Annotated in this window: 13 protein-coding genes; 5 read left to right on the forward strand and 8 right to left on the reverse strand. The window is 55.8% G+C overall.

Annotated elements, in window-relative coordinates:
• Window positions 1-25: 25 nt before the first annotated feature.
• Complete coding sequence (locus E1H13_RS21575) at window positions 26-592, reverse strand: HdeD family acid-resistance protein (RefSeq protein WP_169616554.1); 567 nt, start codon at window positions 590-592, stop codon at window positions 26-28.
• Window positions 593-643: 51 nt separating this feature from the next.
• Window positions 644-1,411, reverse strand: coding sequence for an ABC transporter permease (locus E1H13_RS21580; protein ID WP_169616573.1), 768 nt, complete (start codon window positions 1,409-1,411; stop codon window positions 644-646).
• A gap of 181 nt (window positions 1,412-1,592) precedes the next feature.
• Here E1H13_RS21580 and E1H13_RS21585 point away from each other — a divergent pair, with 181 nt between their 5' ends.
• From E1H13_RS21585 to mrdA, 4 genes are all read left to right on the forward strand, one after another.
• The gene (locus tag E1H13_RS21585) at window positions 1,593-2,684 is read left to right on the forward strand and encodes an ABC transporter substrate-binding protein (protein ID WP_206070819.1); all 1,092 of its coding nucleotides are present in this window, start codon (window positions 1,593-1,595) and stop codon (window positions 2,682-2,684) included.
• 85 nt (window positions 2,685-2,769) lie between these two features.
• Window positions 2,770-3,138, forward strand: coding sequence for a dihydroneopterin aldolase (gene folB / locus E1H13_RS21590; RefSeq protein ID WP_169616556.1), 369 nt, complete (start codon window positions 2,770-2,772; stop codon window positions 3,136-3,138).
• 198 nt (window positions 3,139-3,336) lie between these two features.
• Entirely contained in the window at window positions 3,337-5,577 is a 2,241-nt protein-coding gene (locus E1H13_RS21595; protein WP_169616558.1) for a hypothetical protein, read from the forward strand.
• Between the two features lie 85 nt (window positions 5,578-5,662).
• A complete protein-coding gene (mrdA, locus tag E1H13_RS21600) occupies window positions 5,663-7,462 on the forward strand; it encodes a penicillin-binding protein 2 (RefSeq protein ID WP_169616560.1) in 1,800 nt (599 codons plus the stop codon).
• Window positions 7,463-7,544: 82 nt separating this feature from the next.
• Here the strand turns inward: mrdA and E1H13_RS21605 are convergent, their stop codons facing one another.
• The 4 genes from E1H13_RS21605 to E1H13_RS26995 all read right to left on the reverse strand — a co-directional run bounded on the left by E1H13_RS21605 (window position 7,545) and on the right by E1H13_RS26995 (window position 9,336).
• Entirely contained in the window at window positions 7,545-7,865 is a 321-nt protein-coding gene (locus tag E1H13_RS21605) for a DUF2973 domain-containing protein (protein WP_169616562.1), read from the reverse strand.
• 67 nt (window positions 7,866-7,932) lie between these two features.
• On the reverse strand, window positions 7,933-8,229 hold the full coding sequence (locus E1H13_RS21610; RefSeq protein ID WP_169616563.1) for a TIGR02450 family Trp-rich protein: 297 nt from the start codon (window positions 8,227-8,229) through the stop codon (window positions 7,933-7,935).
• 377 nt (window positions 8,230-8,606) lie between these two features.
• A complete protein-coding gene (locus E1H13_RS21615; RefSeq protein WP_169616565.1) occupies window positions 8,607-8,978 on the reverse strand; it encodes a hypothetical protein in 372 nt (123 codons plus the stop codon).
• A gap of 112 nt (window positions 8,979-9,090) precedes the next feature.
• Window positions 9,091-9,336, reverse strand: a complete 246-nt coding sequence (locus E1H13_RS26995; RefSeq protein ID WP_206070821.1) for a hypothetical protein — start codon at window positions 9,334-9,336, stop codon at window positions 9,091-9,093.
• A gap of 112 nt (window positions 9,337-9,448) precedes the next feature.
• Between E1H13_RS26995 and E1H13_RS21620 the strand changes: the two genes are divergently transcribed.
• Entirely contained in the window at window positions 9,449-11,200 is a 1,752-nt protein-coding gene (locus tag E1H13_RS21620; protein ID WP_169616567.1) for a mechanosensitive ion channel family protein, read from the forward strand.
• 239 nt (window positions 11,201-11,439) lie between these two features.
• Here the strand turns inward: E1H13_RS21620 and E1H13_RS21625 are convergent, their stop codons facing one another.
• Both E1H13_RS21625 and E1H13_RS21630 read right to left on the reverse strand, forming a co-directional pair.
• Window positions 11,440-12,000, reverse strand: coding sequence for a response regulator (locus E1H13_RS21625; protein ID WP_169616569.1), 561 nt, complete (start codon window positions 11,998-12,000; stop codon window positions 11,440-11,442).
• Between the two features lie 247 nt (window positions 12,001-12,247).
• A complete protein-coding gene (locus E1H13_RS21630) occupies window positions 12,248-14,152 on the reverse strand; it encodes a TRC40/GET3/ArsA family transport-energizing ATPase (protein ID WP_240966778.1) in 1,905 nt (634 codons plus the stop codon).
• Window positions 14,153-14,230: the final 78 nt, after the last annotated feature.

Raw genomic sequence — 14,230 nt, forward strand, 5'->3', positions numbered from 1 at the left:
TGGGAAACTATTTTCCAGAAGCTCCTTAAGGCAACCGCTTGCGCAAATCAAGGGCAGCTGCCAAGAGAGACACGCCACTAAACACCAAGCTGACGCCCACATAAAATCCAATCACCCAGAAAGCGGTCATGGGCCATTGGTTAAGCGTAAAAATCCCCAGAATTAGGGTGATCACACCGTTCAGCACCACCAGCCACGACAGCGCTCGTCCAGCCCGATGGCCAAAGGCCATGGCGATAGTCAGTATTCCCTCCACTGTAAACAGCCAGCCCAACACCAGGGTCAGGGCAGCGGTGGCCAGCAGCGGATTTAGCACAATGTACAGGCCAGCGATCGCATATAGTGCCCCAACAACTAAATTCAGCCAAAACCCCTTGACCGGCTTGGCCTTAAACGCCTCAATCAGTTGCAGCCCGCCGCCAACTAAGGCAATCCACCCAATCATCGAGGTGAATATCGCCGACGTCAGGGTGGGCATGAGAATAGCCAATACCCCCAGCCCAATCAGCCCACTACTAAGGGCAATCACCCAGGTAGTAGATCGAGCAGTGGACGTGATCTCGTCCCTAGGTTGGTTGTAATCGGGAGCCATTCCTCATCCCTCGTTGCGGCGAACCGGTTGGTACAGAACCCCGCCCCTGACTTAGCGGGCCCAGTGAATGGTGCGTTGCTCAATCAGGGCAAAACAGCCGTACAGTAAAATTCCCATGGCGGCCAGGGCTAAGATGGCCACAAAGGCTAAGGGTACATTAAAGCTAGAGCTGGCGGTAACAATCACATAGCCAATTCCCCGGTTAGAGGCCACCGTTTCAGAAATCACCGAACCAATAAAGGCTTGGGAAATAGCCACTTTCAGTGAGGCAAACAGGTAGGGTAAGGAATGGGGAAAGCCGACCTTTTGAAAGACCTCCCAGGGGGAGGCTCCTAGGGAGCGCAGCACATCTTGCATTTCTGGTTCAACCGTAGCTAACCCTGCCGCCACATTCACCACAATCGGGAAGAAAGCCAGGGTGAAGGCGGTAATCACTGCGGGGACGGCCCCAATGCCAAACCAGATGGCCAGCAACGGCACCAGGGCCACCTTGGGAATCGTATTGAACCCCACCAGCAACGGGTACAACACCACATAGGCCAAGCGGGAATAGCCGATTAAAAACCCTAAAAATACTCCCAGCAGCAACCCCAGCAAAAACCCAATCATGGTGGTGGTGAGGGTATGGATGCTATTGCGCCAGACGGTGGTGCTGTAGGCCTGGGCGGCGGCCCACACATCGGTAGGGGCAGGCAAAATAAATGTAGGCACCTGCATCAATCGGCTGGCGGCTTCCCAGGCTATCAGCAGGACGACTAGGGCGATTGTGGGTAGCACGTAAGCCGCCAGCCGAGTTTTCAGAAACGTATTAAAGGTCATGGCTTCAGCCGTCACAGGGGAAATTGGCAGAGATTAGCAGCGATCGCACCCCAGGCATCTTGAGAATTGCCCCCAGGTTTCCTGGCGTTGGTAGTGCAGGTTACTAATTTCTCTGTATACAGCCACTATATGTAGAGGACGATTTAAATTTGGTCAAATTGGTAACGGAGTGTCCCCGATTATGATGCCGATTCGTTCCTTAGCGAGTTCTTTGCTGTTAGCGGCTACCCTTGGCTTGGTCGCCTGCGGCGGTGCCACGGATGTGACGACCACTGAGCCTACCGCCAGCGAAGATACAGAAACCGCCGCCGAAACCGCCGAGTTGACTCCAGTTAGGTTTACGTTGTCCTGGCTGTTCCAAGGGGTCGATGCTCCCCTGGCGATCGCCCTAGAAAATGGCTATTTCGCTGAAGAAGGGCTAGATGTTACCTTTGAGCGGGGCTTTGGGTCCGCCGACTCGATTACCAAAGTGGCCGCTGGCCAGTACGACATTGGCGAGGGGGACATGTACTCGATGATTGAGTTCAACGAACAGAACCCCGACGAACAACTGGTGGCGGTGGCCATTAAGTTCAACCGCTCCCCCTTCACCATTGTCACCAAGGCCGAGTCAGGCATTGACACCCCCGTCGAGCTAGAAGGGGCTAACCTGGCTGCCCCGGCTGGGGATGGCCCCCGGCGGCTGTGGCCCGTGCTAGCCCAGGAGGTGGGAGCCGATCCTGAGAGCGTGGAATGGACTAACGTCGAGCCCCAACTGCGGGAAAGCTTGCTGGCCCAGGGGAACGCCGATGGCATTTCCTGTTTTTCCATCTCCTGCCTGCCAGTGCTGCACCAAAAGCTAGGTCTGCCCCCGGAAGAGCTGAATGTGTTTTATTACAACGATTATGGCCTCGATCTTTACGGCAACGCCTTGATTGTGCGTAAGGACTTTCTAGAGGAGAACCTGGAGGTGGTGCAAGGGTTTGTGGCGGCCTACCTGCGAGGACTTAAGGTGGCCCTAGAGGACCCGGATGCGGCCCTAGCGGTGGTCACGGAATTGGCCGATGACGAGCTGTTTGATGTGGCGATCGAGTCAGAGCGTATGTCCATCGCCATGGACCGGCTTTACCTGGGTCCTGAAGTGGACAGTATCGGCATTGGCGGTGTTGATCCCGATCGCCTGTCCGTGACGATTGCCCAGGTGGTTGAAGGGTTTGGGCTGACCATCACCCCCGACGCCAATGAGGTGTTTGACGACAGCGCCCTCCCTCCCCAAGAAGAGCGGATGCTGTAGCCAAGGCGTTACCGGATAGATACGAGTAGGTTGGAACCGGGAGACACTTCCTGCTAGCGTCGTTCTGACCTACTCCTATGTTTTTATGGACGCTATCCACCTAACGGGTATTCGGGCCTACGGTTATACCGGTGCCCTGCCTGAAGAAACTGTGCTGGGCCAGTGGTTTGAAGCGGAGGTTACCCTCTATCTCGATCTGGCGACCGCCACCCAGAGCGATCGCCTCAGCGATACCCACGACTATCGCCTGGTGATTACCCAGACTCAGCAAATCATTCGTCAGCAAACATTTGCCTTGATTGAACGTCTGGCAGGGGCGATCGCCGCCGCGGCGTTGGCCAGTGACCCCAGGCTACAGCGGGTAAGGGTCAAGCTGACTAAACTTCACCCCCCCATCCCTGACTTTGCTGGCCAGGTGGCGGTAGAGATTAGCCGCGATCGCCGGATCAGTTAGCACAAACAAGTAGCACAAACAAGTAGCACAAACAAGTAGACCTTAACGCTGAGCCATTGGAGAGAGTGTTGGGGGTCGGGGGCTGCTGATCAAATCAGTTTTTCGTTAAAAACTAAGAAATCCTGACGGGTCTTTATCTTCTTCTGAGAAGATCTAAGTAGATTTAAACCTACGCCATTATCAAGGAACCCAAATAGGATGCTGAATCAGCCCCATCGCCCTGGGTCCTATCCTCGGGGCATTCCCCAAGATATAGACCCGTTCTCCTTGCAGATGGAAGGAGCCGATGGGGTGATGGCTCTGCCAGAGGTCATCCCTCCCACCCCCCAAGCAAACCAGAGCTGGCGGTGGCTACTGATTGCATTGATTAGCTGCGGGCTCGCGACTGGGGCTGCGGTGGGGGCCTTTGTCTGGTTAATTAATCTGCCCCCGGTGGCTAACTGCGACAATACCGCATCCATTACTAGCGATCGGGCAGAGCTCTACTGCGCCCAAATCGCAGCTGAGTCGGGCCAGTTAGATGATGTTCTAGCCAGCTTAGACCTGATCGCCGCCTGGGAAACTAACCATCCCCTGTACTACGAGGTGCAGCCTCTGGTCGATCAGTGGTCTCGGGTTGCTCTTCAGGCAGCTAATCAACAGTTACAGGCGGGCCAACTCGACGATGCTAGGGCGCTGGTGGGGCATATCCCGGCCCATAGCACTGTCTATGATCAAGCCCAGGCGGTCCTTGATAGCTGGAATGCTGAATGGGAAACCGGTGAGGCGATTATGGCGATCGCCCAGGAGGCTTTACAAACTAAAGACTGGGCCAAGGCATCCCAACAGGTGCAGGCCCTGTCAGATCTGCGTAATCCCTACTGGCGCGGAGAGCAGGTGCAGGCTCTGTCACGACAAATTCGCCAGGAGCGTCAAGCCCAGACGTTGCTCGATCAAGCGATCGCCCAGGCCGCTCCGGGAGGTGCCGATCGCCTGGGGGCGGCTCTCAGTAAGGCTAGTCAAATCGATCCATCCACCTATGCCTGGTCCCACGCCCAGCCCTATCTAAACCGCTGGAGCGACCTGTTGCTGACCCTGGCTTTAGATAAATGGTATGGGGCTGATCTGGCCACCGCTACCCAACTGGGGCGTCAGGCGGCGCTCAACCCCCAACGGGCCAAAGTGGCCCAAGAACTGATTTGGTTGAGTGAGTCACGGCAACAGGCCCAAACCAGCCTGAGTACCTGGCGGGGTGCCCCCGATCAGCTGATCAAGCTCTATCAGGCGATGATGGTGGCGAATCAGATCCCGGCGGATAGCCCGTACTACGGTCAGGCTCAATCCAATGTAGCCACCTGGCAAACCTACCTGGGGGACCTGGCTCAGCTGCAACTGGCCCAGGCCATCGGCCAGGTTAGACATCTGGACACCGTCAAGCTTGCTATCACCCAAGCTCAAAAAGTCCCCATCGGTCACCCCCGCCGGGTTGAGGCCCAGACCATGATTGCCCATTGGCGTCAAGAAATGGAGCGGATCGAAGATCGGCCCTACCTGGTCAAAGCCCACCAGTTAGCCCAAGCAGAAACTATTGATGGGCTTCAGGCGGCTATTCAGTCTGCCAATGGAGTGGCGCTCCACCGGGCTTTGCGGGGAGAGGCCCAAAGCTGGATTTACGTCTGGACCAACAAAATTCAGGCGATTGAAGATCGGCCCATCCTCAATCGGGCTCAGGCCATGGCCGATCGCGGCGAACTCACCCAGGCGATCGCCACAGCAGCCACGGTAGCTACGGATCGAGCCCTTTACAGCGAAGCCCAGGCGGCCATAGCCGGTTGGCGGCGGGACATTGTTGCCCAAGAACAGGCTCGCCAGCGGGCCTTACAGCGGGCCACCCAGCCCTTAGAGCCAACGACGTCAGAGGACCCAGATGATGCCCTCGAGGCTCAAGAGAGGTTAGCTTCTGAACTCGAAACAGACGCGGTGCCGCTACCGGATCAGACCCCTGCCATGCCTGGGGCCGGACCCAGAACCATCCCCGGAGGACGATCTGCCCCACCCCTGCCCAGGCGGATCGAGACGGTGCCTGGGCCAGCCCCGACACCGGCGGCCCCAGCCCCCAGTCCAGCAGTGATCACCCCACCAGAGCCCCTGACGCCGTCAGCCGTAGACGCCCCAGCGGCCCCAGCACCCGTGCCGATCGCCCCTCCCACCCCCAGCCTCTCAGCCCCCCCCATTCCCGTCCCGGCACCCATTGATGTCGCCCCACCCACCCTGGAGGAGGGGCAGCCCGCAGAGAAAGATGAGCCTCAGGCGGGGCTCAACCGGCGATTGCCCCTGACTTTAGTGCAGCCTCAACCCGAGCACAGTGGCCGTCCCAGCCTGACCAAACCCACCGCCGCCAATTCCGCCGTCAGCCCCACTGACGTCCTATACACAGGGGCTTTGTATGTAGGTCATTAGCGCCACTGGCCCAGGGTGGGCCTAACAATCGTTAGCGGTGCTATACAATGGGAGGCTGCGATCGCTTTGCCGCTCTGTTTGCCCTATGGCTTTACTGCAAAATCTTCCTCCTGTGCCCAATACCCTGCGGGGTCGCACCGTTGGCCGCAGCTTTCAGGCGGTGGTGTTTATGCTGCTGGTGACAGGGGTGTTATTCGGGGCGTTTGGGCTACGCCTGTTTCAGCTACAAGTGGTGCAGGGCGATCGCAATCGTCAGTTGGCCGACAGCAATCGGATTCGGCTAGTGCCTGAGCGACCGGCTCGGGGCACAATTTTTGATCGCAACGGCAAGATTTTAGCTGGCAGCCGCTTATCTCATGCGGTATCTATCTGGCCCATTGCCCTGCCCCGGTCCGATTGGCCTCGGGTGATTGATCGGCTCTCGACGGTGCTCAAGATTCCAGCGGAAGAAATTCAGCAGCGGCTAGACCAGGCGGGTTATGAATCCATCGAGGCCATTACCATTGCCCGAGGTATTAGTCCGGCCCAGGCCACAGCCCTGGCGGAGTACATCAGCGAACTGCCTGGGGTGCGTCTGGAAGCCGAGGCCGTGCGTAACTATCCCAACGGAGACCTGGCGGCCCATGTGCTGGGCTATACCGGAGAACTCACCGACCAACAGCTGGCAGCACGACGAGAGCAGGGCTATCGCCTAGGGGATGTGGTCGGCCAAATGGGGTCTGAATATGCCTTCGAGCACCTGTTGCATGGCACCTGGGGAGGGCAGCAGGTGGAGGTGGATAGTGCTGGGCGAGTGATTAGCATTTTGGGCGAGAAACCGGCGATCGCTGGTCAAGATATCCAACTCACTCTAGATATTGAGCTACAACGAGCGGCTGAAGAGGCTCTGGGGACGCGCAGGGGGGCGATCGTAGCCATGGACCCTCGCAACGGGGCCATTTTAGCCATGGCCAGCTGGCCCAGCTTCGATCCCAATATTTTCACTACCCGGATTACAGAAGACCAGTGGCGGCAGCTGCAAGGGGCCAACCATCCATTTTTAAACCGTTCCTTGCAGGCCTTCCCGCCGGCCAGTACCTTTAAAATTGTCACGACGGCGGCAGCACTTGAGTCTGGCCAGTACTCTCCCCATACCGTACTGCCCACTTACCCCTATCTACAGGTGGGAGGGGTACAGTTCGGGGAATGGAACCGAGCTGGATTTGGCCCCCTGGGCTTTACTGGGGCCATGGCCTGGAGTGCTGACACCTTTTTCTATCAAATCGCCATGCGCATTGGTGGGCCAACGTTAATTGAAATGACCCGTCGGTTTGGCTTTGGTCGTAAAACTGGTATCGAGCTCGCTTCAGAGGAAAGCCCAGGACTTGTGCCCGACGATGCCTGGAAGCGCGAAAAAGTAGGCTTCGAATGGGTGATTGGCGATGCCATTAACATGTCTATCGGTCAGGGGTTCCTACAAGCTACCCCCCTGCAGGTGGCCAATATGTTTGCGGTCACAGCCAACGACGGCCACCTGGTCACTCCCCATTTGCTCAAAGACAACGAAGAGCACCGCGACTGGAAAGAATCCCTAGAGCTTAGCGATGTTACCCTGGATGTGCTCCGCCGGGGGCTACGGCAGGTGATTACCGGTGGCACAGCGACTGCGCTGAATGTGCCCCATGTGCCTGCCTTCGCTGGTAAAACTGGCACGGCTGAAGCTCCCCCTGGCCTATCCCACGCCTGGTTTGGGGCCTATGCCCCCCTCGATAATCCAGAAATAGTAGTCGTGTCATTTGCTGAACATTCCGGCGGCGGCGGTGGGGCCGTCGCTGCCCCGATGGTGCTGCGGGTCTTAGAAACCTATTTTGGCGAAGACACTGACATTGATCTGGCTTCGGATTAGCCACAATTACCAGGACGTGAACTCCCTGGCTCATAGCTAAAGCCTGGACTTGGATTGGGCTTAGACGCCACCTAAAATCGAGTTAGCTGAGATCGGGATCGGAATCTGAGTCATCCAAGGACGATCCCTGGCCGTCATAGAGGGAATCCAGTTGTTCTCGGGCGTCTTTGACAGAGATAGACCGCATTACCAACAGCGGTTCGCGGATCATTTGGCCATCCTGGTCAAGCAGCTCGGGGTGAGGTACTCGGCGATCGCTGCTAGATCCGCCTACCCCTCCTTTAGCCTGAAAGGACTGGCCCCCCCGGGTATTACCCCCCAGTAGAATCAAGTTTCTTACCAGGTTAGTGATGGCTAAAATCGCCAAAACCGCAAATGCAATGATATAAACAATGTGCCACATAGCAGTTATCCTCAGGCCAGTCTTTCTTGACTGTAACGTGTTTCGCCCCTTGATGAGCACGGTCAGGTTAACCGTCAGCGTCGTTGTCCTCAATCCTAACGCAATCAGCTGCCTCTGATTGATCTGTTCCCGTAGGTGCTTGCCCTAGGGGTTGCCATCCCGCCTGCCATAGGGAGCGATTTTTCAACTGCTTCGCGTTGACCCATAGCCGAACCGTGGGATCACAGGCGGCCACTAGCTCGGCAAACACCCAAGATCCCTCCTGTTTACGGTTAGCAACCTGAAAATGTCGCCAGCCTTCGGTGGGGTAACAGGCCGTCCATTTAGACCCCAGTAGGTGGGGAAATTTTTGTTTCCGGGGCATGGCAGATGGGTGGCAAGTGTGAGGTGACAGGTGACAGGTGACAGGTGACAGGAACCTGTCAATTATCCAATGCCGGAACCCATGGATATCTTTGAAATGTCCTGGCTACCCAGGGACAAATTCCTTCTGCCTTCATCCTTCTACCTTCATCCTTCTACCTTCATCCTTCTACCTTCATCCTTCTACCTTCATCCTTCTACCTTCATCCTTCTACCTTCATCCTTCTACCTTCATCCTTCTACCTTCATCCTTCTACCTTCATCCTTCTGCCTTCATCCTTCTACCTTCATCCTTCTACCTTCATCCTTCTGCCTTCATCCTTCTACCTTCATCCTTCTGCCTTCATCCTTCTGCCTTCATCCTTCTGCCTTTCTACACTAGGTTTCGTTGGCCAACTGGCGTTTGATTTGGCGAATGTGGCTGACCCGACTGCTGATGGCAGCTTGTTTCGGATTCAGCTGCACATAGACTTTACCCGAGAGCAGTTGTCGTAATAGGGGGCGTCCATAGACCAAAACCCCATCAGAGCGGGCGTCACTCACTTCGGTATAGCCCATGTCCGCCAAGACGGTATCGAGTTGCTGTTTAAACTTCTTGGGGTTGCGAATCGGTAGCTCTAACGTGCTGCTGCGATTCACTAATGTCCCCAGAATACCGCCAATGATCCCCAGTAGTAGGCCAAATTGGCTGGGGAGACCAGTGTCTAAACTGACGCCCAGGCTTTTACTGGCCAGTAAGGTGGAGACCATCGCTGTGCCTAAAAAGTAATACAAAAATGTTAGGCCCCAGCCAGGTCCCTGGGGTAAAGTCGGCTCATCAGTCATAAAACAACGGGATGCAACAGCAATGCTTATCTTTTCATTAATGTTGCCCCTTGGAAACTGTTTGGGTCGTCTCTCGTCTCCTAAGAAGGTACTGGGAACCATTCTCTTTAGATGGGGCACCTTGCCCTCCCCCTAGATGAACGGCCTGGTTTTGATTAGCATAGGCCAGAGAAACTGTAACCGTTTTAACTAAAATAGGGGGCTCCTGAGTTTGTAGTCCCGCGATCGCAATGACCAACAGATCAATCCACATCAGGTCCTCCATGGTGACATTTAGAGACATAACCCCATCCCTCTGGAGCCATCAAAGGTGGAGACAGCGGCTGATCATCAGCTTGCTCAGCCTGGTTTTAGCATTCGGTCTGGGGGGATGGCTAACCCCCACAGCTGCGCAATTGCCCAACTTATTCAGCCCAGCTGACACTGGTGGACCACCGGCTGGCGTGCAGCGTATTGGTCAACTCGAAGTTACCTCGATTAGTTTGGACGGTACCGAGCTATTTAAGATTGCCTCCCCAGCGGTATTTAACCGTAACGATCCTGCCGGGGCTTTACCGGTTGAAGTGCGAGCCCGGGAAATTGAAAATAACCTCAGACAGGCGATCGCCAATACATTAGCAGTCCTAGACGACGCAGATTCTGCTGATGACGAGGCATTGACCATTCAAGTTCTGGTGCGTCAATTAGATGGGCAACCCGTCCTATTAGCTACTAGTTCAGGCATAACCGACCCCAAGGCGTTATTGACCGTCACCACAGCCGATGCTCAGTACTATGGGGTCTCACCCACAGCGCTGGCTGAAACCTGGCAAGACCAGCTACAAAACATCCTACAGCGATCGATTGATAGTCGTCGGCCCGATGCATTGCGGCGTCATATGCGGCAAACCATCTGGGCTATCTTTGCCAGTCTTCTGGCTACCCTTATCCTGGCCAGCGTTTGGCAGCTCATCACCTGGCGGCTGCATAAGCTGAAGCAGTTGTGCTCTGATCCAGACGCCCATTTATCCAACCCGCTCAACCCGACTAAACAACCTTCTTTGGCGCCACCAGGCCCCCAAAAGTTGCGGTATCAGTTCTCCCTAGAGCAAAGAATACAAGGGTTATCCTTTTTCCGCTGGCTGCTGTTTTGGGGTATAGCCTTTGTGTGGATTGCCGGACTATCGGCCGTGCTGTATGTGTTTCCCCAAACCCGTGGCTACGCCGTCAGCTTGTTTTCCACGCCGCTGTTGCTGCTAGTCACCTGGTTTGTTGCGGGGTTATTTAACCGCCTAGCCAACCTCGGTATTGACCGCATTGCCCGAGCCTGGAGTCAAAATGAACTGGGTGACTTCGATGCCCTGCAGCGCAAGTCAATGCGCATTTCTACAATTACCGCTGCCCTCAAAGGCCTCAAGACAGCGGCCATCTATATTTTGGCGACCCTCTGGGTGCTGCAAGTGTTGAGTATTGCCCCCGCCTCACTCCTGGCCTTTGGGGCCTTGGCGGCCTTGGCGGTGTCCTTTGGGGCGCAAAATCTGATGAAAGACCTGGTTAACGGCTTTTTGATTTTGCTGGAGGACCAATATGCCATTGGCGATTTCATTACCACGAGTACCGCTGCCGGGATCGTCGAAAACCTGAACCTGCGCGTTACTCAGGTGCGGGGTCCCGATGGTCGCCTGATCACCCTACCAAATAGCTTAATTGAGCAAGTTGACAACCTTAGTCGTACCTGGTCACGGGTCGATTTGACCATTGACGTGGCCTACGACACCGATATTGACCATGCCTTGCGGGTAGTGCGCCATGTGGCTCATACCCTGGCCGCAGACCCCCTGTGGCAACAAGATATTCTCGACCCCACTGAAATGGTCGGGGTCGAGGCCGTGACTCACGCTGGCATCAGTATTCGCATTTGGATTCGCACTCGGCCCTTACAACAGTTCCCAGTGGCTCGGGAATACCGCCGTCGTCTGCGCCTAGCTTTTGAGCAGGAAGGGATTACGATTGGCGTACCGCAACAGGTGTTTATGGAACGGGATCTGAATCAAGGGAAAGGCTCTCTACCCTTTACCGCTGGCAACTTAAACCACGACAACCGCCCCCAAACCAACCAGGCAAGCCCAATCCAAACCGATCGGGATCAGGTCGGCAGCTCCCAATAAGCAGCATACTAAGACTCGGAGGCATCAGGCGGCCAACCATGCCTGATACCTGACATCTAGCGCCTGAGACCTAGCACCTAAGCCCCTCAGCAAGGGTGGCCATCTTTCTGCCAGGCAGTACTAGTACCGCTACGCGGAATTCAAAATGCAAAGTTCAAGGTGAAAAATTGTTGCTGCGTAAGGATTTTAAGCGTCCTGAACAGTAGGTTAATTTCTGCCTTGGTGTACTAGATACCTGACTATCGCAGCTTTTGCTTGATGAAGGCCAACATTTTGGCCATTTGCCCTTTCATTTGCGCTAACTCTCCCTGGAGCTGCTTCACCTGAGCTTGCAGGGCCTTGAATTCAGCGGGATCAATACTGCCTGCGGGAACAGCTGCAGCAGTTGCCGTAGCGGCTGCTCCCGGGGCAGCACGCCGGGGCTTGCGAGCTTTAACCATAGCCGCTTTGATCGCTTCGATCAGCTCTTTTTGCTCAAAGGGCTTTTGAATAAACTCGAAATATTCAAACGGTTCAGTGATTTTTTCGGTCACTTCTTCTTTGCGCCCCGACATCAACACCAAAGGAATGTGCTGTAGGCCTGGGTTCGCCTGGATTTCCTGAAACACTTCCCACCCGCTCATGCGAGGCAGTAAAAAGTCGAGCATAATCAGATTAGGACGCTGACTGCGGATAGCGTCCATCCCTTCGACCCCGTCCTTGGCTTCAATCACATCAAAGTTGCCCTGGGGCAGCATGTCGCGCACACGCATGCGAATGACCCGACTATCGTCAATGACCAGAATCTTATGATTTGCCACGGTTGACTCCTCTTACGGTGCCGAAGAAGTGCATTGAAGGGGGAAATTCTATAATTCTAGGTTCAACTGTCCGGAAAATCCCGGACCGGATCGAAGAATGATAGAACTCAGGCCCATAGTAGCGTTTTGGTATGGGCTTTTCCACTGTTTCTTAGGGTTCAGATTTGTTCAGTGCTTATACTAGTATCGGTCGATACCGAGAATATGACTACCTTTGCGGAGGGTGTCGGTACTAAGGGGGCCGGGGTCAGGAATGATTGGCCGCCTGATGCCGCAGCATACTCGGCCCGATTAACAGCCGTGCGGCCTGGGTAATTTGGGCGTTGGCAGTGGCACCGGGAGGGAAGGCTGGCAGCCGGATAACCTGTTGTTCGGGAAAGGCGGCGGCGACATCTTGCCCAGGCTGGTATCGATTATGGATGATATAGCGTTGGGCAATGCCCATAGTTTGCAGGGTTTGGGTCAAGCGCTGAGCCTCGGCCAGGATGGCTGACTGATGCTGTACCACTCCAATAAACTCGGTGTACTGAGCATCTTTGAGCTTGTTCTGGGCGGCGATCACCCGCTGGCGCAGGGTGCGTAATCGCCCCATAAACTCGACCCGGCCTACCACGTCCTGGTATTTAATCCACAGCTTAAAAATCCAGCTGAGCCAATCGCCTAGGGCAGTGGGCATGTCCAAAAACCGGAGCAAATGGCCCGTAGGAGCTGTATCTAGCACAATCAGTTGCTGTTCATTTTGGTCCAGTAGGTCCATGACTGTGACCAGAGACAGCATTTCGTCAATCCCGGGTAATGCCTGGGAGACAATCTGCCGCCAGGCGTCTGGACCGTAGGCCAACTTGATCCCAGCGAGGGAGTCATCGTCACCGGCCATCATGTCGGCCAGTTCCCAAAGATAGTCGGCCCGGAACCGATTGAGCACCGCCTCGGCACTGACTTCCTGGCCCTGCAAGTTGGGGCTGAGCTGGGTGGGGGTATGTCCCAAAGGCTGGCCAAAGGCATCCCCCAGGGAGTGGGCCGGATCAATCGACATCACTCGAATCGCCGCTTCGGGATGGGCCTGGGCCATCGCCCAGCTGAGAGCGGCAGCTACGGTGGTTTTACCGACTCCTCCCTTGCCGCCAATAATCACTAATCGGCGGCCTTGGGCCACTAGGTCCTCTAGGCCGGGGGACAGCGGATCAGGCCAGATCAAATCAGCCGCTGGAGCCGGGCCAACAGGGTCGAGAGCTAACCGCTGAACCTGGCTCAGCAGCCTATCCAGTGCCGACCCCCCAATGGGTTCGTCCGTCTGGCAGGGCAACCACCACAGCGATTGATTTGGGGCTATATTCTGGAACTGTTGCAATAGCTGACGATGGGGAGCAATGATTTGGTTACCCTGGTGTTGGATGCGGTTAATCACCAATCCACCTAATGGAATCTGTAGATCCCCTAAGGCGGCGATAAACCGCTGAGTTTCCGCTAAGCTCATGGGCTCGGGAATGCCCACGATCCAGCAGGCGGCGCGATCGCCGTTTTGAATCAACTGCCGCCCCGCCGCCAAATCCTGGGCCATGGTCTGAATAAAGTGATCGGCCTGATCCGGGGTGTAGTGCCCTGCTAGAGTTTTGGTCATCACCCGATGCTTTTCCTGAAATTGATCTAGGGCGGCCAGCAGGGTATCTAAGAAGTCCATCAGGGCAAATAGGGTCAAGGTGTGGCCGCTGGGGGCCATGTCAACCACAATTCGATCGGCTGCGCGATCGCGCAAAATCCGCTGTATTTCCAGCAGGGCCATCAACTCGTCCAGCCCTGGCCACCCCATATCCCACACTGGGGTCAGATCATCCCCAGACACAAAGCTACCCCGCTCCACTAAAAGTTCTAGCACTGGACCATAGTCGGTGCGAAATTGCTCTAGCAGGGTCTTGGCGTCCAAAGCTCGCACCTGCAAGTTAGCCCGATCGGCCAGGGGGGTGGGGATATTGTGAACCGCCACTTGCAACACATCCCCTAAGGAATGGGCCGGGTCTGTGGACAGCAGCATTACCGTGTCCTGGGGCTGCTGACGGGCCAGTTGACGGGCGAATCCACAGGCCAGGGTGGTTTTACCAACGCCGCCCTTGCCGCTAAACATGATCAGCTGGTGGGAGGGGGAGGGGAGCATAGGGTGGATGGGTGGATGGGTGGATGGGTGGATGGGTGGATGGGTGGATGGGTGGATGGGTGGATGGGTGGATGGGTG

The sequence above is a fragment of the Nodosilinea sp. P-1105 genome (assembly GCF_012911975.1).
Lineage (GTDB): Bacteria > Cyanobacteriota > Cyanobacteriia > Phormidesmidales > Phormidesmidaceae > Nodosilinea.